This window comes from Streptomyces sp. SID13726, assembly GCF_010548375.1.
Taxonomy (GTDB): domain Bacteria; phylum Actinomycetota; class Actinomycetes; order Streptomycetales; family Streptomycetaceae; genus Streptomyces.
Genome location: NZ_JAAGLY010000003.1, coordinates 729,831 through 749,153, shown reverse-complemented (window position 1 = coordinate 749,153; position 19,323 = coordinate 729,831). Strand labels below are relative to the sequence as shown.

At 70.4% G+C, this 19,323-nt stretch carries 19 protein-coding genes; 7 read left to right on the top strand and 12 right to left on the bottom strand.

The genetic code is table 11. The features are described 5' to 3' along the window. The first annotated feature begins 18 nt into the window (after positions 1-18). The 3 genes from G3I78_RS10685 (at position 19) to G3I78_RS10675 (ending at position 5,355) form a co-directional block, all read left to right on the top strand. Positions 19-3,066, top strand: a complete 3,048-nt coding sequence (locus tag G3I78_RS10685) for a glycoside hydrolase family 38 C-terminal domain-containing protein (protein ID WP_164422805.1) — start codon at positions 19-21, stop codon at positions 3,064-3,066. 4 nt (positions 3,067-3,070) lie between these two features. Continuing rightward, complete coding sequence (locus G3I78_RS10680) at positions 3,071-4,321, top strand: alpha-L-fucosidase (protein WP_164422803.1); 1,251 nt, start codon at positions 3,071-3,073, stop codon at positions 4,319-4,321. Positions 4,322-4,476: 155 nt separating this feature from the next. Next, positions 4,477-5,355 (top strand): sulfotransferase, encoded by an 879-nt coding sequence (locus tag G3I78_RS10675; protein WP_343243708.1) that lies wholly within the window; start codon positions 4,477-4,479, stop codon positions 5,353-5,355. A 10-nt stretch (positions 5,356-5,365) separates the two neighbouring features. Here G3I78_RS10675 and G3I78_RS10670 read toward each other — a convergent pair whose 3' ends face one another. Together G3I78_RS10670 and G3I78_RS10665 are read right to left on the bottom strand one after the other, a co-directional pair. After that, positions 5,366-7,045, bottom strand: a complete 1,680-nt coding sequence (locus G3I78_RS10670) for a carbohydrate binding domain-containing protein (RefSeq protein WP_164422801.1) — start codon at positions 7,043-7,045, stop codon at positions 5,366-5,368. Positions 7,046-7,212: 167 nt separating this feature from the next. Further along, positions 7,213-8,337: an ATP-grasp domain-containing protein gene (locus tag G3I78_RS10665; protein WP_164422799.1), complete on the bottom strand. Its 1,125-nt coding sequence runs from the start codon at positions 8,335-8,337 to the stop codon at positions 7,213-7,215. A 265-nt stretch (positions 8,338-8,602) separates the two neighbouring features. Here G3I78_RS10665 and G3I78_RS10660 point away from each other — a divergent pair, with 265 nt between their 5' ends. Together G3I78_RS10660 and G3I78_RS10655 are read left to right on the top strand one after the other, a co-directional pair. Beyond that, positions 8,603-9,463, top strand: a complete 861-nt coding sequence (locus G3I78_RS10660) for a metallophosphoesterase (RefSeq protein ID WP_164422797.1) — start codon at positions 8,603-8,605, stop codon at positions 9,461-9,463. Then, positions 9,460-10,140 (top strand): 4'-phosphopantetheinyl transferase superfamily protein, encoded by a 681-nt coding sequence (locus G3I78_RS10655; RefSeq protein ID WP_164422795.1) that lies wholly within the window; start codon positions 9,460-9,462, stop codon positions 10,138-10,140. Before G3I78_RS10660 ends, G3I78_RS10655 begins: the two co-directional genes overlap by 4 nt. A 25-nt stretch (positions 10,141-10,165) precedes the next feature. On the opposite strand, the gene G3I78_RS10650 is transcribed toward G3I78_RS10655, so the two are convergent. The 3 genes from G3I78_RS10650 to G3I78_RS10640 form a co-directional block, all read right to left on the bottom strand. Next, entirely contained in the window at positions 10,166-10,405 is a 240-nt protein-coding gene (locus G3I78_RS10650) for a hypothetical protein (protein ID WP_164422792.1), read from the bottom strand. Positions 10,406-10,620: 215 nt separating this feature from the next. After that, positions 10,621-11,151, bottom strand: coding sequence for a toxin-antitoxin system, toxin component (locus G3I78_RS10645; protein ID WP_164422790.1), 531 nt, complete (start codon positions 11,149-11,151; stop codon positions 10,621-10,623). A 32-nt stretch (positions 11,152-11,183) separates the two neighbouring features. Beyond that, positions 11,184-11,840 (bottom strand): helix-turn-helix transcriptional regulator, encoded by a 657-nt coding sequence (locus G3I78_RS10640; RefSeq protein ID WP_164422788.1) that lies wholly within the window; start codon positions 11,838-11,840, stop codon positions 11,184-11,186. Between the two features lie 224 nt (positions 11,841-12,064). Between G3I78_RS10640 and G3I78_RS10635 the strand changes: the two genes are divergently transcribed. Further along, on the top strand, positions 12,065-12,715 hold the full coding sequence (locus G3I78_RS10635) for a hypothetical protein (protein WP_164422786.1): 651 nt from the start codon (positions 12,065-12,067) through the stop codon (positions 12,713-12,715). A 100-nt stretch (positions 12,716-12,815) separates the two neighbouring features. Here G3I78_RS10635 and G3I78_RS10630 read toward each other — a convergent pair whose 3' ends face one another. The 4 genes from G3I78_RS10630 to G3I78_RS10615 are packed head-to-tail and all read right to left on the bottom strand — an operon-like array spanning position 12,816 to position 16,184. Then, positions 12,816-13,640, bottom strand: a complete 825-nt coding sequence (locus G3I78_RS10630; RefSeq protein WP_203614740.1) for an ABC transporter ATP-binding protein — start codon at positions 13,638-13,640, stop codon at positions 12,816-12,818. Between the two features lie 26 nt (positions 13,641-13,666). Beyond that, a complete protein-coding gene (locus G3I78_RS10625; RefSeq protein ID WP_164422784.1) occupies positions 13,667-14,446 on the bottom strand; it encodes an ABC transporter permease subunit in 780 nt (259 codons plus the stop codon). Continuing rightward, positions 14,443-15,216, bottom strand: coding sequence for an ABC transporter permease (locus G3I78_RS10620; RefSeq protein ID WP_164422782.1), 774 nt, complete (start codon positions 15,214-15,216; stop codon positions 14,443-14,445). The genes G3I78_RS10625 and G3I78_RS10620 overlap by 4 nt, the downstream gene beginning before the upstream one ends. Beyond that, positions 15,213-16,184, bottom strand: a complete 972-nt coding sequence (locus G3I78_RS10615; protein ID WP_164422780.1) for an ABC transporter substrate-binding protein — start codon at positions 16,182-16,184, stop codon at positions 15,213-15,215. The genes G3I78_RS10620 and G3I78_RS10615 overlap by 4 nt, the downstream gene beginning before the upstream one ends. A gap of 161 nt (positions 16,185-16,345) precedes the next feature. On the opposite strand from G3I78_RS10615, the gene G3I78_RS10610 reads away from it, so the two are divergent. Next, positions 16,346-17,203, top strand: coding sequence for an IclR family transcriptional regulator C-terminal domain-containing protein (locus G3I78_RS10610; RefSeq protein WP_164422778.1), 858 nt, complete (start codon positions 16,346-16,348; stop codon positions 17,201-17,203). Here the strand turns inward: G3I78_RS10610 and G3I78_RS10605 are convergent. The 3 genes from G3I78_RS10605 to G3I78_RS10595 are packed head-to-tail and all read right to left on the bottom strand — an operon-like array spanning position 17,118 to position 19,311. Continuing rightward, positions 17,118-18,056 (bottom strand): PDR/VanB family oxidoreductase, encoded by a 939-nt coding sequence (locus G3I78_RS10605; RefSeq protein WP_164422776.1) that lies wholly within the window; start codon positions 18,054-18,056, stop codon positions 17,118-17,120. The genes G3I78_RS10610 and G3I78_RS10605 overlap by 86 nt on opposite strands. Then, the gene (locus tag G3I78_RS10600; protein ID WP_164422774.1) at positions 18,053-18,241 is read right to left on the bottom strand and encodes a hypothetical protein; all 189 of its coding nucleotides are present in this window, start codon (positions 18,239-18,241) and stop codon (positions 18,053-18,055) included. The genes G3I78_RS10605 and G3I78_RS10600 overlap by 4 nt, the downstream gene beginning before the upstream one ends. Beyond that, complete coding sequence (locus G3I78_RS10595) at positions 18,238-19,311, bottom strand: aromatic ring-hydroxylating dioxygenase subunit alpha (protein ID WP_164422772.1); 1,074 nt, start codon at positions 19,309-19,311, stop codon at positions 18,238-18,240. Before G3I78_RS10595 ends, G3I78_RS10600 begins: the two co-directional genes overlap by 4 nt. Between the last annotated feature and the right edge of the window lie 12 nt (positions 19,312-19,323).

Below are 19,323 nucleotides of genomic sequence, written 5' to 3'. Positions count from 1 at the left end.
CCTCCCTGGAGACCCTTCATGCACGACGAACGCAACCGCATCGAGGAGCGCGTACAGCGCGCCCACGACCAGCGCATCAAGCCCGCGATCTACGCCGACACCGTCCCCTTCGAGGTCGAGGCCTGGCAGGCGCCGGGCGAGCCGGTCTCCTTCGAGGAGGCCGCGGCCGCCCGCTACACGCCCTTCGCGATGGACACCCCCTGGGGCCCGCCCTGGGGCACCACCTGGTTCCGGATGCGTGGCCAGGTGCCCGCCGAGTGGGCCGGGAAGCGCGTCGAGGCCGTCATCGACCTGGGCTTCATCGGCGACTGGCCCGGCAACCAGGCCGAGGCCCTGGTCCACCTGCCCGACGGCCGCCCCCTGAAGGCCGTCAACCCGCTCAACCAGTACGTCCCCATCGCCAACCCGGCGACCGGCGGCGAGCAGATCGACTACCTGGTCGAGGCCGCCTCCAACCCGGACATCCTCAAGGACAACTTCTCCAAGATCACGCCGATGGGCGACAAGCTCACGGCCGGCTCGGAGCCGATCTACACCTTCCAGCGCGCCGACCTCGCGATCCTCGACGAGAACGTCTGGCACCTCGACCTGGACCTCCAGGTCCTGCGCGAGCTGATGGTCCACCTCCCCGAGCACGAGCCCCGCCGCCACGAGATCCTGCACGCCCTGGACCGGGCCATGGACGCCCTCGACCTGGACGACGTCGCCGGCAGCGCCGCCGCCGTCCGCGAGGTCCTCGCGCCCGTGCTGGCCAAGCCGGCCAACGCCAGCGCGCACACCATCTCCGGTGTCGGCCACGCCCACATCGACTCCGCCTGGCTCTGGCCCATCCGCGAGACCAAGCGCAAGACGTCCCGCACCTTCTCCAACGTCACCTCGCTCGCCGACGAGTACGACGACTTCATCTTCGCCTGCTCCCAGGCCCAGCAGTACGAGTGGGTGCGCGACAACTACCCGCACGTCTGGGCCCGCATCCAGGAGTCCGTGAAGAAGGGCCAGTGGGCCCCGGTCGGCGGCATGTGGGTCGAGGCCGACGGCAACCTGCCCGGCGGCGAGGCCATCGCCCGCCAGCTCATCCACGGCAAGCGGTTCTTCATCGAGCACTTCGGCGTCGAGACCAAGGGCGTCTGGCTGCCGGACTCCTTCGGCTACACCGCCGCCTACCCGCAGCTCGCCAAGCTGGCCGGCAACGACTGGTTCCTCACCCAGAAGATCTCCTGGAACCAGACCAACAAGTTCCCCCACCACACCTTCTGGTGGGAGGGCATCGACGGCACCCGCATCTTCACGCACTTCCCGCCCGTCGACACCTACAACGCCCGCTTCAGCGGCGAGGAGATGGACCGCGCGGTCCGCAACTACTCGGAGAAGGGCGGCGGTCAGCGCTCCCTGGCCCCCTTCGGCTGGGGCGACGGCGGTGGCGGCCCCACCCGCGAGATCATGGAACGCGCGCGCAGGCTCGCCGACCTGGAAGGCTCACCCAAGGTCGTCGTCGAGCACCCGGACGACTTCTTCGCCCAGGCCCGCGCCGAGTACCCGGACGCCCCCGTCTGGGTGGGCGAGCTCTACCTGGAGCTGCACCGCGCCACCTACACCTCGCAGGCCCGCACCAAGCAGGGCAACCGCCGCTCCGAGCACAAGCTGCGCGAGGCCGAGCTGTGGGCGACCACGGCCGCGCTGCACGCGCCGGGCTACTCCTACCCGTACGAGAAGCTCGACCGCCTGTGGAAGACGGTCCTGCTGCACCAGTTCCACGACATCCTGCCCGGCTCCTCGATCGCCTGGGTGCACCGCGAGGCCGAGGCCGAGTACGCCCGGGTCGCCGAGGAACTGGAGGCGCTGACCGCCGAGGCCGTGCACGCGCTGGGCGCCGGCGGCACCCGGGTCTTCAACACCAGCCCGTTCGACCGGGCCGAGGTGGTCCGCACCGCCGAGGGCGCTCCGGCGTACGTCGAGGTGCCCGCGAACGGCAGCGCGCCGCTGACGGACGCCGAGCCCGCGCAGTCCGTGCGCACCCAGGGCCGCGTCCTCGACAACGGCCTGGTGCGCGTGGAGGTCGCCGAGGACGGCACCCTCTCCTCGGTCGTCGACCTGCGCGTCGGACGTGAGGTCCTCGGCGACAAGGGCAACCTGCTCCGTCTGCACACCGACCTCCCGAACTACTGGGACGCCTGGGACATCGACAAGCACTACAAGAACCGCTACACGGATCTTCTGGAGCCCACGTCGATCGAGGTCGTGTCGGAGGACCCGCTGCTGGGCGCGATCCGTGTGACGCGTGCGTTCGGCAAGGGCTCGACGATCACCCAGACCATCACCGTGCGCGCCGACAGCCCCCGCATCGACTTCGAGACCGAGATCGACTGGCACGAGGCCGAGAAGATCCTCAAGGCCGCCTTCCCGGTGGACGTGCGGGCCGCGCACTCCTCGGCGGAGATCCAGTTCGGCCACATCCAGCGCCCCACCCACACCAACACCAGCTGGGAGGCGGCCCGCTTCGAGGTCTCCGGCCACCGCTGGGTGCACGTCGGCGAACCCGGCTACGGCGTCGCGGTCCTCAACGACTCGACCTACGGCCACGACGTCTCCCGTACGGTCCGTGAGGACGGCGGTACGACGACCACGGTCCGGCTCAGCCTGGTCCGCGCCCCGCGCATCCCGGACCCGGAGGCCGACCAGGGCAAGCACCGCTTCACCTACTCGCTGCTGCCCGGCGCGAGCATCGAGGACACCGTCGCCGAGGGCTACTCCCTCAACCTGCCGCTGCGGGTGGCGGACGCGGCCGGTGCCCCCGAGCCGGTCGTCTCCGTCGACGGCGAGGGTGTGACCGTCGAGGCGGTCAAGCTCGCCGACGACGGCTCCGGTGACGTGGTGGTCCGGCTCTACGAGTCGGGCGGCGGCCGTGCGACCGGCGTGCTGCGTACCGGCTTCCCGCTGGCCGGCGCCCAGATCACCGACCTGCTGGAGCGCCCGCTGGAGGAGGAGACGGCCGAGGTCTCCGACGGCGGGGTGGCGGTCTCGCTGCGCCCCTTCCAGGTGCTGACCCTCCGGCTCCGGAGGGGCTGACGCGATGCCGATGCAACCCTGGTTCACCGACGCCAAGTTGGGGATCTTCATCCACTGGGGCATCTACGCCGTGGACGGCGTCCAGGAGTCCTGGTCGTTCTACGACGACATCGTCCCGCACGAGCGGTACATGTCCCAGCTGGAGCGGTTCACGGGCGCCAGGTACAACCCTCGTGAGTGGGCTGACCTGTTCGCCCGGGCCGGGGCCAGGTACGCGGTGCTGACGACCCGTCACCACGACGGTGTGGCGCTGTGGGACACGGAGTTCGGCGATCTGAACCTCGGCAGGGACTACATCGGCCCCTACTCCGAGGCCCTGCGCGAGAAGGGCCTCAAGGTCGGCTTCTACTACTCGCACTCCGACTGGAACCACCCCGACTACGCGTCCACGCGCAAGCCGGGCCGTCCGCCGGAGCAGGAGGACAACCGCTACTCCGAGGTGGCCGCCGAGGACGAGGACCTGGCCGCCTGGGAACGGTTCATCGCCTACCGGGACGGCCAGATCGAGGAGTTGGCCTCCCGGTACCGGCCCGACCTGATGTGGTTCGACGGCGAGTGGGACCGCAGCGAGGAGCAGTGGCGCATCCCCGAACTCGCCGCGCTCATCCGGTCGTACACCCCGGACGTCGTCTTCAACGCGCGCATGCTCAGCGAGGGCGACTACGCGACGCCCGAGCAGGGCGCTCCCATCGAACCCCCCGAGGGTCCCTGGGAGTTGTGCCTGACGATCAACGACTCGTGGGGCTACCAGCACCAGGACCACCACCACAAGTCGCTCGCCCAGCTGATCCGCTACTTCACCGAGACCATCGGCGGGGGCGGCAACCTGCTGCTGGACGTCGGCCCGATGGAGGACGGGACCATTCCCGCGCCCCAGGTCGAGCGGCTCGAAGGCCTGGGGGAGTGGATCGCCAAGCACTCCGAGGCCGTGTACGGGACCCGGCGCGGCCTGCCCGCCGGGCACCACTACGGACCCAGCACCCTCTCCGCCGACGGCCGGACGCTCTACCTGGTCCTCTTCGACGCCCCGCGCGCCGAGATCGGGCTGCGCGGACTGGTCACCCCGGTCCGCAGGGTCACCGTCCTCGGGACCGGGACCGAGCTGGGGCACCAGCTGGTCGGCGGTCTGCACGATGCCGTGGGCATCGTGTGGATCGACCCGCCGGCCGAGTCCGACCTCGACCCGTACGCCACGGTCCTCAAGGTCGAACTGGACGGGGAAGCGGAGCTGTACCGGGGATCGGGCCGCTTCTGAGCGTGATTCCCATGAACTCTTAAGACAGCGGTAAGTCTCCAGGTCACGGCGGGTTTTCGGCCCGCCGTGACCTTTTCCGTTTCCCTCTCGGACACCTGGGGTTCGCGTGTCGCCCCTGGGATGCGGAAGCGAGAGCACGACGGAAAGGTGACACCGTGCGAGACCCGCGTATGTCCGCGATCGGCAAGGGACTCAGGCGCCGGGGACGGCTGATGAAGGAGGCGGTGAGCCCGCCGCGCCGCGGCCTGGACGCCGTACCGTCCCCCCGGTCCAGCGGCGAGACGTCGTCGTACGTCGCCCCCTGCGCCCCGCGCCTGGTGGACGCCCCGGTGTTCGTGCTGTCCTCCGTGCGCTCCGGATCGACCCTGCTGCGGGTGCTCCTCAACAGCCACAGCCGGATCCGCGCCCCGCACGAGATGCATCTGCGCACCCTGCACGTCGAGTTGAGCCGCGACTTCTCCTCCGAGGCCATGAAGGCACTCGAACTCGACAAGCAGGAACTGGAACACATGCTGTGGGACCGGGTCCTGCATCTCGAACTCGCCCGCAGTGGCAAGGGCGTCATCGTCGACAAGACACCGGCGAACACCCTCATCTGGCCCCGGCTGCACCGATGTTGGCCGAACGCCAAGTACGTCGTCCTGCTGCGCCACCCCGGCGCGGTGATCGCGTCCCTCACCAGCCGCCGCACGGACCCCGACCACGAAGCCATCCGGGCCGAAGTCCTGGAGTACGCCGAGAAGCTGGAAGAGGCCCGGCTGTCCCTCGACGCCCATGTCGTCACGTACGAGGAACTCACCGCCGAGCCCGAGAAGGCGACCCGCGCCCTGTGCGACTACCTGGGCCTGTCCTGGGAGAGCGGGATGCTCGACTACGGCAGCAAGGACCACGGCACCTTCCGGCCCCAGCTCGGCGACTGGTCCAGCACCATCAAGTCGGGGCGCATCCAGCCCGCCCGCGCTGCCGACCCCGAAGCCGAACTGCCCCCACGCCTGGCCGAGTTGGCGCAGGCGTGGGGGTACCGGTCCGACTGACCCGCTGGGCTCAGCCGGTGAAGCCGGCCGTGATCGAGGTGAACTGCCAGTTGCTCTGGCTGATGCCGGAGCAGTTGCTCACCACGCCGCCGCCCGGGCACGGACGGTCCCGGTTGACCGACCAGAACGCGAGCCGCGCGATGTGATGGGAGTTGGCCCAGTCGCGGATCGAGGTCCAGATCGCCGGGGTCGTGTTCTCCTGCTGGTCGGAGAGGCCGTTCATGCCGGAGATGCCGATGTGGGAGTAAACGGTGGCGTCGTCCCAGCCGAACGTGGACTTCAGCTTGGCCTTCAGCCCCTCGGCGGCGTTGACGGTGTTGCCGTACATGTCGGAGCCGCCGCCGAAGTCGAACGGCATGATGGTGAAGACGTCGATGTTCGCGCCGATCGACTGCGCCTGCTCGATGAGCCGGTTGCCGTAGTAGGTCGGTCCTGTGGTCGAGGTGCCGAAGGTGACGATGGTCTTGAGGCCGGGGTTGTTGGCCTTGACCGTCTTCAGCGCGGTGAGGATCCTCGCCTGCACGGCCTCGTTCTCGAACTCGTCCGTGTTCTCGATGTCCATGTCGATCGCCTTGAGCGAGTAGGCGTCGATCACCTTCTGGAGCGCGCCCGCGAGTGCGCTCGCTGAGGAGCAGTTGGCGCCGAGCTTGCTGCCCTGCCAGCCGCCGAACGACGGCACGATGTCACCGCCGGCCGCCCGGATCTGGTTGATGGCGGTCTGGTCCACACCGCCGGTCAGCGGCCGGGTGCTGTCCCACGCGGGGTTGCAGCCACCGGAGTCCAGCATGAACGCCATCGTGAACCACTTGATGCCGGTCGCGCTCATCACCGTGCTCGGGCTCGGGGGATCGCCCCAGCCCTCGTACAGATAGGGCGCGGCCTGCTTGAAGCCGGTGCCGCCCCCGCCGCCCGCGTCCGTCGTCACGCTCACGGAGTTGGAGGCCCCGGAGGTGTTCCCGGCCGCGTCCCGCGCCTTGACGGTGAAGGTGTACGCCGTACTGGCCGAGAGCCCGCTGACCGTGGCGGACGTACCGGAGACGGTCAGGACGCTGTTGGAACCGCGGTAGACGTCGTACGCCGTGACACCCACGTTGTCCGTGGAGGCGTTCCACTTCAGCGACACGCTCGACGACGTCTTGCCGGTGGAGGTCAGCCCGGTCGGCGCGCTCGGCGCCTGGCTGTCCGAACCGCCGCCACCGCCGGGCCCGTCGAGGCTGATGTCGTCGGCGTAGTAGGTGCCCTGGGCGTACCACCCGTGGACGTAGATCGTGGCGCTGGTCTGCGCCGCGCCGGTTGTGAACGACGTGGTCAGCTTGCTGTACGCCGAGGGGGACGAAGTCCACGTCGAGGCACCGCCGTTGACGCCGAGGTATACATACGACCCGCGCACCCAGCCGCTGAGACTGTAGGCCGTGTTCGGCTGCACGGCGACGGTCTGGCTGCACTGCGCGTTGTCACTCGAACTCACCGCGCCCTGAAGGGCTTTGGAGCCCCCGTGCACGGGAGACGAGACGACGGAGCCGAGATTGCCGGTGCAGGTCCAGGGGGAGAGGCTCCCCGACTCGAAGCCGGGGTTCGTCAGGACGTTGGCCGCCTGGGCCGCCTGGGGAACAGCCACGACACCGACGAACCCGAGAGCGGCGGTGCCGAGCAGAGCGAGAAGTCTGGAACGTCTGAGTGGGTTGCGCACGCGATCTCCCTGAAGATATGGGGGTGTTCGGGAGTGCAAGGGGGTGCGCAACCAAGTTGGTATGGACCAATGCCCGTGTCAAGACAACGAGCAGGAACTTGAACCTGCACAGGGGGTGCGGGGGACGGTGCGACAAGCCACGGCGAACCCCGCACCCGGCAGGCGACCTAGAGAGGCAGGGCCGCCGCCGCAGCCTCCACCGCAGGGGCGGGAGCAGGCACGCTGGGCAGGAGGGGCTCGACCTCGTCCACCCGTTGCTGCGGCAGCGAAACCGCCCGCAGCGGCCTCGGCCCCGACACCACCGTGTAGTCCTGCCCCAGGAACGGCGGCTCGATCACCCCGGGGTCCTCCCCGAGCGCCAACTGCACAGCCGCCCAAGGTACGTTGACCCCGCACAGGGACAGCTGGTGCAGCCCACCGGCCGGGCGCGTGTTGACGTCCATCAGCACAGGACGGCCACCGAACATCCGGAACTGGATGTTGGACAGGTAGTGCAGCCCGAACCCCTCGGCGATCAGCCGCGCCGGCTCCAGCCACTGCTCGTGCAGCGTGAACCCGCGCCGGCGGCCGTTCTTCGTACGGCCGATCGCCAGCCGCACCCGGTTGTCCGTGCCGGTGAGCGTGTCGACGGACACCTCCGGCTGCTCAAGGCGCGGCATGACCAGCCAGTCCACCGGCTCGTCGGACTGCTGGAGCGCCTCGACGACCATGTCGAGCGAGACGTACGGGCTCGGGAAGCCGTTGAGGTGCATGAGTGAGAAGGGGGCGCGCGTGATCATCCGGAAGCCCACCCCGCCCGCACCGGACGCCGGCTTGAAGCAGGCGCGGTGACCGCCCGCCTCCAACTCCTCGACCGCCGCGACCAGTTCGTCCGCGGTCCGCACCCGCCACCACGGCGGCACCGGGACACCGATCGCCTGGACGGCCTCGTAGGCGATGACCTTGTCGTGGAAGACGGCCACGCCCTCCGGCGGCGGCGCCAGCAGCGCCGTACCGATCGCGGCGAAGTCGGCGCGGTGCGCGACGATCGCCGACTGGTGCAGCCGGGGCACGAACACGTCGATGCCACGGCGCTGGCACTGGTCGAGCGCGAACTCGACGTAGGCGGCGGGGGAAAGCCCCTCCGGCTCCAGCTCGGCGGTGTCCGCGGCGGCCAGCACGGGCGAGTCGGCGTCGCCGTGCGTCGCGTGGATCTCCACGGCTCTGTCGCTGGGATTTCGCCGCAACTGATCCATGAAGAACACGTTCTCCGCGTACGTGCGGTTGAGCCAGACGCGTACGCGAGAGAGCATGCAGGCCGCCTTTCAGGCATTTTCGGGCACGGCGAAGCTGGCCCGTGCCCGGGCAGGGTGATTGGAGGGACACCAAACCGCCCCTTGCGAAGGGAAGTTCCATGCGGTGGTGTTGGGGCGATCATACGGCTTTCAAGGGGTGCCGCGTGCAACACGCGTGTTACGGATTTCCCGATCATGGACTCCGGCCACCGCGATCTGCTCTTGTACCGCGAAACCAAATGTGTTCTCGTGGTCCCACTCGGGTGCTCGGAGGGGGCGGGAAGTGACGTCGACGGCCGGTGACGCGGCACAACTACTGGCCATCAGCGATCTGCACATCGGCTATCCCGAGAACCGCTCGCTGGTCGAGCGGATGCGGCCGGATACCGACAAGGACTGGCTCCTGGTGGCGGGTGACATCGCCGAGACCGTCGCCGACATCCGCTGGACCCTGGAGACCCTCGCGGGCCGCTTCCGGAAGGTCGTCTGGGCGCCCGGCAACCACGAGCTGTGGACCCATCCGAAGGACACCGTCACCCTGCGCGGGGTCCCGCGCTACGAACACCTCGTCGAGGTCTGCCGGGAACTCGGCGTCCTCACCCCCGAGGACCCCTACCCGGTCTGGGAGGGCCCCGGCGGCCCCGTCGTGGTCGCCCCGCTGTTCCTGCTCTACGACTACTCGTTCCTGCCGGCCGGCTGCGCGACCAAGGAGCAGGGGCTGGAGTACGCGCACGGCACCGGGATCGTGTGCACCGACGAGTTCCTGCTGCACCCCGACCCCTATCCGACCCGCGAGGCCTGGTGCCGGGCCCGGGTCGCGGAGACCGAGCGCCGACTCGCCGCGCTCCCCGAGGACCTGCCCACCGTGCTGGTCAACCACTACCCGCTCGACCGGCACCCCATGGACGTGCTCTGGCACCCCGAGTTCGCCATGTGGTGCGGCACCACCCTGACCGCCGACTGGCACCGCAGGTTCCGGGTGGAGACGATGGTCTACGGCCATCTGCACATCCCCAGGACCACCTGGCACGAGGGTGTCCGCTTCGAGGAGGTCTCGGTGGGCTATCCGCGGGAGTGGCGCAAGCGGTCGGACCCACCGGGACGGCTGCGCCGGATCGTGCCCGGGGAGGTCGGCGCGCGGTGATCGGAGAACTGCTGCCGGACCCGGTCGTGGCCGTCGAGATGCACGGTCACGACGAGCCGGACAACCTGACGCTCTACCCGGAGGAGGCGGCGCTGGTCGCGGCCGCCGTCGCCAAGCGGCGCCGTGAGTTCGCCATGGTGCGCGCCTGTGCCCGCCGGGCCATGGAGAAGCTCGGTGTGCCGCCGCAGCCGGTCCTGCCGGGGGAGCGGGGCGCCCCGCAGTGGCCGGCCGGCATCACCGGCAGCATGACCCACTGCGACGGCTACTGCGCCGCGGCCCTGGTCCGCGCCGCCGACCTGGCCTCCCTCGGCATCGACGCCGAGCCCCATGGGCCACTGCCCGAGGGCGTGTTGGAGAGCGTCTCCCTGCCGGGGGAGCGGGTCCGGCTGCGGGACCTCTCGGCAAGGCACCCCGCGGTCCACTGGGACCGGCTGCTGTTCAGCGCCAAGGAGTCCGTCTACAAGGCGTGGTTCCCCCTCACCGGCAAGTGGCTGGACTTCTCCGAGGCCGACATCGAGGTCACCGTCGACCCCGAGCGGCCCCTCAGCGGCGGTCTGCGCGCCGAACTCCTCGTCCCCGGCCCGCTGGTGGGCGGCGAGCGGCGCGGAGTCCTCGAAGGCCGCTGGACGGTCCGGGGCGGCCTGGTCGCCACGTCGGTGACCGTGCCGCACGCCTGAGCGCACGGCGCGGTCGTCGGCCTCGCTACGGCTCGGGCGGGCACCAGCCCCTGAGCAGCCGGAAGAACTCCTCCTCGTTGCCCGCGAGCCCCGCGTCGGCCAGGGCCCGCTCGGCCTCGGCGAGGACCGTCGGCGGGACGACCGGCGGCCGGGCGGAGTCCGGTGGGCCGGCCGCGGTGTCGAAAGCGGCTCGGACCGTGTGCAGCAGTCGCAGGTAGGCCTGTACGGCAACGCGCTCACGGTCGGTCAGTACGGCGGTGGGCATCGGCGGCTCTCCCCGAGGTCGGCGTCGGTCGCACCCCACACGGGTGTGCGTCTCCAGCTTGCCGCGCACCACTGACAATCAGGCTTCCCCGCCCACCGGTTCGCCCGGTCAGCGGACCCGCGCCCGTCCCGGAAAGGGATCCTGAACTGGGCGGAAGGGCGGTCGATCGCCCCTGACGCGGACCCGCCGCGCCCCTCGCCCCGGTCCCGAGCGGATCAGCCCTGCGGACCCAGGTACCCCAGCGACGCCTCGATCCGCCCCGCGAGCTGATCCCGCTGCACCGGACCCCGTAGCGACGAACCCGCCAGCAGCGCCCGGCACTTGCTGGCCAGCAGCAGGCCGAAGCTCTCCGCGTCGCGCTCCTCGGCGAGCTCGAAGCGGCTGCGCGCGGCGACCTTGCGGACCGTGGCCTGGAGGTCGGCGTCGTCACTGAGCAGCCGCGCGGCGACCGCGGCGCCCTCGACGTGGTGGGAGCAGTGACCGGCGTTCATGTGCCACAGCTCGTGGCCGAGGATGACCAACTGGTGGTCGGGGGCGGTGCGCTCCTCGATGACGACGAGGTCCTGGTCGGCCATGTCGAGCCACAGTCCGCTGGCCGTGCCGACCGGGAAGGGCGCCGTACGGAAGTGGACCGGGCGGCCCCGGCGTCTGCTCATCGCGTCGCACAGGGCGCCGTACAGGTCCTCGGGCCGGGCCGGGGCGGTCAGCTCCAGCTCGGCGACCAACTCGCCGCTCAGGCGACGCATGTGCTTACCGATGCCCACAGTTCTCCCCCGGCTCAGGACTCGGGCCGCTTGACGCTCTCCAGGAGCATGTCCAGCCACTCGGCGACCTTGTCACGGTGCTGGTCGGTGGGCAGCTGCGCGGCCCGCCACGCGATCCCGCGCACCCCGTGGTCCTGGAGCAGCCGCTCCAGCGGGTCCCCGGCGGCCGCGGCCGCCTCCCGCTCCCGGTCGGCCAGCTTGTGCAGCAGGTCCTGCTCGGTGCGCTGGAGGGCGCCCGCGAGCGCCTCCGGGTCCTCGGCGGTGAGGAAACCCGCGTGCACCCGGAAGAACCGCTGGATGGCGTCGCAGTGCTCCATGGTGGGGCGCCGGTCGCCGTTGATGAGGGCGCCGGCCTGCTGCCGGGACATGCCCGCGCCGTCGGCGATCTCCTGCTGGGTGTACTTGCGCCCGTTGGGCTTGAGCCGGCTGCGGCGCAGCAGGTCGAGCCGCTGCAGGAACCGCGCCTGCACGTCCGGTTCACCCGCCGGGCGACCGCTGAGCAGGGCCTTGACCACGGGCTCGGGGACACCGGAGGCGACGGACAGCCGGCCGGTGTCGAAGACCTGCGGGTGCGGGACGCCGAGCCGGTCGGCGAGTGCGGTGACGCGGGCGACCACGGCCGTCAGCACGACCGTTGCCGCGTCGTCCGGGCTCTCGAAGCCATCCGACACCGGCAGATCTCCTACGTCTCTCACCCGACTTCTCACAGGCGGTCGCCGTGAACTTCCCGGAGAGTAGCCCGTTGTTCGAACTCACATCCAGGTCTCGCCACAACTGTGGCCAATTTCAGCCGTCAACCGGCATGGAATGCCACGATAGTTGACACGACTCATTGCGGGGAAGCAGGATCAAGGCGCCGCGTGAAGGCCGCATAGGCAAGAGGGGTGACCTCCCGATGGCGTATCAGGCAGGCGGGCAGCGGTCGGAGCTGCGGCCCGTCCCCGAAGGGCTCGAAGCCCAGGCGTATCTGCAGGACTACGCCACTCTCCTGGAAGCCGTCCCCTTTCCGTCCGTCGTCCTCGACCACCGCTGGGACGTCGTCGTCGCCAACACCGCTTTCGCGTCACTTTTCCGTGCCGTGGGCCCCCATCCGACCGCCATGCCCGGCGACAACTTCCTCCGGTTCGTCCTCTTCCATCCCGACGCGAGCAGCGTCCTCGGCGAGCACGAGTCCCGCTGGTGCCTGCCGATGCTCGCGCACTTCGCGGCCGCGGTGGAGACCCACGGACACGATCACGGCCTCCAGGCGATCCGCCGTGACATCGCCCAGGACCCGATCATGGAGGCCGCCTACCGGCACGGCCTGCCGCACTGGATCCGCGCGGTCGGCGAGCAGGCCGTCGAGCACGACGGCGCCGTACGCCCCCTGACGCACCCGGACCCGCGCTGGGGCGCCACGGACTGCCGGGTGGTCGACGAGACCCCGCGCACCCTGCGCGACCTGGGCTACACCCGGCTGACCCTGGTCCTGCGCCCGGCCCCGACCAGACGCCGGCCCCGGCGCGCGGCGGCCCACCTCAGCGTGGTACCCACCCCCCAGGCCTGACGGGCACCGCCGGCGTTCAGGTCGCCGACGGCGCTTCGTCAGTATGTGTCGGTCCCCCGTGGAGCAACGGCGTTTCACGGGGGCCACGGACCTCTCACGTTCAGTGAAGTGGAGGCGTGTCCGACTTCGTGACCCGCGCGTCCCGCACGACCCCGCGCTTCGCCGCCTGGATCTGCTCGTACACATGGGTGCGCAGTTCGGCGAAGCGCGGGGCCACACGGGTGTGCAACTGGTCGCGCTCGTCCGGCAGATCGACCTTGAGCTGCTCCTGCACGACGGTGGGGGAGGCGGAGAGGACGATCACGCGTTCGCCCAGGTAGACCGCCTCGTCGATGTCGTGGGTGACGAACAGGATCGTGATGCCCCGCTCGCGCCACAGCCGTCGTACGAGATCCTCCAGGTCGGCGCGGGTCTGTGCGTCCACGGCCGCGAACGGCTCGTCCATCAGGAGGACTTCGGGCTCGTAGGCCAGGGCGCGGGCGATGGCCACCCGCTGCTGCATACCGCCGGAGAGCTGCCAGGGATACGCCCCGGCCGCGTCCGAGAGGCCCACCGACTCCAGCGCGTCGGCGACCAGCTCGCGTCTGCGGGCCTTGCTCAGGTCCTTCTGCTTCAGCGGGAGTTCGACGTTGTCGGCGACCCTCATCCAGGGGAAGAGGCTGCGGCCGTACTCCTGGAACACGAAGGCCATGCCGGGCGGCGGGCCGCTCACCTTGCGGCCCGCCAGGCGGACCTCGCCGGACGTCGGGGCGAGCAGGCCGCCCATGCACTTCAGCAGGGTCGTCTTGCCGCAGCCCGACGGGCCGACGAGGCACACGAGTTCGCCCGCCTCGACGGTGAAGGTGAGGTCCCTGACCGCCTCCACCCGGCGCCCTGACCCCTCGTAGACCTTCCGCAGGCCGGATACGCCAAGAAGTCCGTGCATGGACCGCCCTTTCGCGTTCGGGTGACTCACGGGGACCGCCGGGCCGAGGCGCGCAGGCCGTGGTACCAGGCGAGGACCCGCCGCTCGACCAGCTGGAAGACGACGGAGAGCAGGAAGCCGAGCAGACCGAGGACGAGGATGCCGGTCCACATGTCCGGGACGGCGAAACTGCGCTGGAACTGGACGATGGTGAAGCCGATGCCGTTGCTGGCCGCGAACATCTCGCTGATGACCATCAGGATGATGCCGATCGACAGGGCCTGGCGCAGTCCCGCGAAGATCTGCGGGCTCGCCGAGCGCAGCACCAGATGGCGCAGGCGCGACGGACCCGTGATGCCGTAGGAGCGGGCCGTCTCCAGCATCACCGGGTCGACCGCGCGCACGCCCTCGACGGTGTTGAGGAGGATCGGCCAGACGCAGCCGCTCGCGATCACCGTGACCTTCATGGTGTCGCCGATGCCCGCGAACAGCATGATGACCGGCACCAGGACCGGCGGCGGCACCGCCCGCAGGAACTCCAGGACCGGTTCGCACACCGCCCGCACCGTCCGGTAGGAGCCGATGACCATGCCGACCGCCACCCCGGCCACGGCCGCCAGCGCGTAACCGGCCGTCAGCCGCCAGATGCTGGGCAGGACGTCGTCGCGCAGCCGCTCGGCGGTCCACACGTCAGGGAACGTCCGCATGATCGTGCGCAGCGGCGGCCAGAAGACGTCGGTGCTGTCGTCCGACGCCAGCCACCAGCCGGCGACCAGCAGCGCGGGCAGCGCCAGCACGAACACCAGCCGGAGAACGAAGCGCTTCACACCGCCACCTCCCCGCGCACCGACTGGTGCCAGGCCAGCGCCCGTCGCTCCACGGTACGCGCGCCGACGTTGATGAGCAGCCCCAGCAGCCCGGTCACCACGATCAGCGCGTACATCTCCGGCACCGCCTGGGAGTTCTGCGCGACGCCGATGCGCGCGCCCAACCCCGGTGCGCCGATGACGAGTTCACCGGTGATGGCGAGGATCAGCGCGACGGCCGCGGCCAGCCGGACGCCGGTCATCACATACGGCAGCGCGGTCGGCCACAGCACATGGCGGATCCGCGCCCAGGTGCCGAGACCGTACGACCGCGCCGTCTCGTCGGCGACGGGGTCGACGTCCTGGACGCCGTAGAGCGTCTGGATGAGGACCTGCCAGAAACTGGCGTACACGACGAGCAGCAGCACCGAGCGCAGTTCGCTGCCGTAGAGCAGCACCGCGAGCGGGATGAGGGCGACCGAGGGGATCGGGCGCAGGAACTCGATGGTCGAGGCGGTCGCCTCGCGCAGGTACGGCACGACCGAGACGACCACCCCGACGACGATCCCCGCCGACGCGGCGATGGCCAGGCCCAGGGCCCAGCCGGTGAGGGTGTCGCCGAGCGCCGTCCAGAAGGCGCCGTCGGAGAGTTCGTCGAAGAAGGCGCTCGCGATCCGGCTGGTCGGCGGGAAGTACGCCTCCTTGACCAGGCCGAGCCGCGGCACCGCCTCGCCCAGGGCGAGGAAGGCCGCGAGCCCGGCGGCGCCCAGCGCCGCGTTCCGGAACCTCACGGAAGGAGCGCGTCCACGTCGGGGGTCTTCTTGAAGAACCCGTCCTCCTCGCCGAGCTTCGCGAGCGCCTCGATCGAGGCCCTGTTGGGCTCGGCCGGCCACTTCGGGAGGGTCACCTGCGCCAGCACCGACGCCGGGATCTTGGTGTACGTCGTGACGATCTCGCGCACCTCGTCCGGGTGGGAGTCGGCGTAGGCGAGGGACTCGGCGGTGGCCTCCTGGAACTTCTTCACCAGGTCCGGGTTCTTCTGCTGGTACTGCGTCGAGGTGAAGTACATGGCCACGGTGGCGTCCTTCGCCACGTCCACCATCGGCGAGGCGATCACCTGGCCGCCCTGGCTCTTGATGGTGGCCAGCGCCGGTTCGACCGCGCAGGCCGCGTCGATTTGGCCGCTGTCGAGGGCGGCGGGCATCTGGTCGAAGGCCAGCTCCACGAACTGCACCTTGTCCGGGTCGCCGCCGTCCTTGCGGACCGACTCGCGCACCGCCGACTCGTTGATGTTCTTCAGGGTGTTGATGGCGACCTTCTTGCCCTCCAGGTCCTTCGCGGACTTGATCGAGCTGCCCTTCTTCACGGCGATCGCGGCAAAGTCCTTGCCCGCCACGCCTGTTGAGGCGATGCCGTTGGAGACTGCCTTGACCGGCACCCCGGACGACTGGGCGATGAGGAGCGAGGTGACGTTGGAGAAGCCGAACTGGAACTGTCCGCTGGCCACTCCGGGCACGATCGCCGCTCCGCCGGACGCGGTGGATATCTCGAGCTTGAGCCCCTGCTTGTCGTAGAAGCCCTTCTTCTGGCCCAGATAGACCGGCGCGACATCGACGATCGGGATGAGGCCGAGCTTGACGGTGGTGGTCCCGCCGGACGACGATCCCCCGTCCGAGGCCCCCGAGTCGCCGGACGAGCCACAGGCCGACACGGTGACCAGGAATGCTCCGGCCGCGAGGGCGGCGAGCAGACGACGCATGGCTCCTCCTGTGCAGACTTCGTTGTTCCGACAGGCTGTGCTTACGACAGGCTGTGCGCAGACCGCACAGTGGTGCTCAGCGCGAAAGGTATTGGTCTCCGGGGTCGAGGTCAACACCTTTGGCTGACAATATTGTTGACAGTTGCTCGACGGAGGTGACGATGTCCGAAGCAGCCCGCGCCCCGCACTTCGTCCGTTCCCTGGAACGCGGCCTCGCCGTGATCCGCGCTTTCGACGCCGACCACCCGGAGCTGACCCTGAGCGAGGTCGCCCGGGCCTGCGGACTGACCCGCGCGGCGGCCCGCCGCTTCCTGCTGACGCTGGCCGACCTCGGATACGTCCGCGCCGACGGCCGCGCCTACCGGCTCACGCCGCGCGTCCTCGAACTCGGCTACTCCTACCTCGCCGGCTTCTCGCTCGCCCAGATCGCCGAACCGCATCTGGAGCAACTCGTCGAGCGGACAAGGGAGTCGTCGTCCCTGTGCGTCCTCGACGGCGACGACATCGTGTACGTGGCCCGGGTGCCCGCGCGCCGCATCATGACCGCCGCGATCACGGTGGGGACCCGCTTCCCGGCCCACGTCACCTCGGTGGGCCGGGTCATGCTCGCCGGCCTTCCGGACGAGGAGCTGGAAGTACGGCTCGCCCGCGTCGAGTGGGTGCCGCTCACCGCCCGCACGATCGTCACCGCCGAGCCGCTGCGGGCGGAGCTGGAACGGGTGCGGCGGCAGGGGTACGCCGTCGTCGACCAGGAGCTGGAGGAAGGGCTGCGCTCGATCGCCGCCCCGGTGCGGGACCGGGGCGGCGAGGTGGTGGTGGCGGCGGTCAACATCCCGGTGCAGGCGGGGCGTACGACGCTCGCGTCCGTGCGGCGGGAGCTGCTGCCGGCGCTGCTCGACACCGTCGCGGGCATCGAGGCCGATCTCGGGATGGCTACAGGTCCAGGACGAGCTTCCGCCCGCGGCACCGGGACACACAGATCATCATCGTCTCCCCGGCCTCCCGCTCCTCGTCCGTGAGCACCGAGTCCCGGTGGTCGGGGGTCCCTTCGAGGACGTCCGTCTCGCAGGTGCCGCAGGTGCCCTCGGTGCAGGAGAACAGCACCTCCACACCGGAGGCGCGGACGGCGTCGAGTACGGAGACGTCCGGGGCCACGGTGACGGTCGTGCCGGTCTGCGCCAGCTCGACCTCGAACTCCGTGTTCTCGCCGACCGGTTGCTCCTTCGGCGTGAACCGCTCCACGTGCAGCAGTCCGGCCGGGCAGCGTGCCTCCACCGCGTCCAGCAGGGGGCCGGGACCGCAGCAGTAGACGAGCGTGCCCTCGGGAACGCCGTCCAGCACCGACGGCAGGTCCAGCAGGCCGGTCTCGTCCTGGGGAGCGACGGTCACGCGGTCGCCGTAGCGGCCCAACTCCTCGGTGAACGCCATGGATTCACGGGTGCGCCCGCCGTACAGCAGGGTCCACTCCGCGCCCTCGGCCTCCGCCGCCGCGAGCATCGGGAGGATCGGGGTGATGCCGATGCCGCCCGCGATGAACCGGTAGCGCGGTGCGGGCCGCAGGGCGAAGTGGTTGCGCGGCCCGCGCACCCGGACCTTGTCGCCCTGCCCCAACTGCTCGTGCACATGGGCGGATCCGCCGCGGCCGGCCGGCTCGCGCAGCACCGCGATCCGCCAGGCGGTGCGGTCGGCCGGGTCGCCGCACAGGGAGTACTGGCGCTCCAGGCCCGGGCCGAGCACCACGTCGACATGGGCGCCGGGCTCCCACCCGGGGAGTTGCTCGCCCAGCGGGTGGCGCAGGGTGAGGGCGAGCACGCCGTCGGCCGCGGACTCCCTGCGGTCGACGACGAGTTCGGCTTCGTACGCGTCACTCATGAACCGTTTCCTTGCGACTCGTTCTCCGGCGCGGAGTGCCCGCTCGGGTGGGCCAGCATCCACTCCCACATCTCGATCGGGTCCTGCGAGGTGTGCTCGCGGCCGCAGTGACAGGTGCCGTGCAGGGTGTCGGTGCCCGGCAGCCAGTCGATGCGGTAGATCTCCCCGGTGGGTCCGGCACTCACAGGACCTTCTCCACGGGCTTGTCGCCCTCCTCGACCAGCCGGGCGAGGATACGGCGGGCGGCGAGACCGCCGGTGTCGATGTTGATGCTCAGCTCCTGGTACCCGGCCCGCTCGCCGCCGAGCGTGCGCTGGAGCAGGTTGAGCGCGTCCACGTCCTGCATGACCACGGTGTGGTTGTTGCCCCGCAGGAACTCCGTGACCTCGGCGTCCTCGGTCGCCCAGTCGCGGGAGACCATCCAGAAGTCGTACACCTTGCCGTCCTCGGACGGTGTGATGGCGTACGTGATCTCGGTGTGGAAGCCGTTCGGGTCGCTGCCATCGGCCTCGGGCAGCACGCCGACCGGGGCGATCCGGCTGTGCAGCAGATACAGACAGGGCGCGTGGTACTCGATGTCCTGCCAGCGGGTGATCCGGCCCTCGATCCCGGTGGACCTGGCGTAGAACGGCGGGCACTCGGCGTCGTCCATGTGCCGGCTCACCCGTACGATGCCGGCGCCCTCGTCGACCTCGGTGGTGATCGGCGTCTCGGCGACCTCGGGGGTGCCGATGTAGCCGCCGTGCAGATACGTCTCGTGGGAGAGGTCGAGGAGGTTGTCGACCAGCAGTCCGTAGTCGGCGTCGATCGGCTCCATGCCGCGGACGGTGACCCAGCCGGGGGAGTCGAGGTGCCGGGCGCGCGGGATGGTGTCGGCGTCGGCGAGCGCCGGGTCGCCTATCCACACCCAGATCAGGGAGTCCAGCTCGACGACGGGGTAGGAGGCGACCCGGGCGGTCCGCGGCACGCGCTTCTGGCCCGGCACGTACACACAGGTGCCGCTCGTGTCGTACGTGAACCCGTGGTAGCCGCACACGATCCGGTCGCCGTCGAGCCTGCTCGGCTTCTCGTGCAGCGGGAACCGGCGGTGCACACAGCGGTCGGCGAGCGCGACGGGCGTGCCGTCCTCCTCGGTCCGGTAGAACACGAGCGGCTCGCCGAGGATCGTCCGGCCGAGCAGTTCCTCGCGCCCGACCTCGTGGCTGTAGGCGGCGACGTACCACTGGTTGCGGGCGAAGGCGGTGGTGTGAGGCATCGTTGCGGCTCC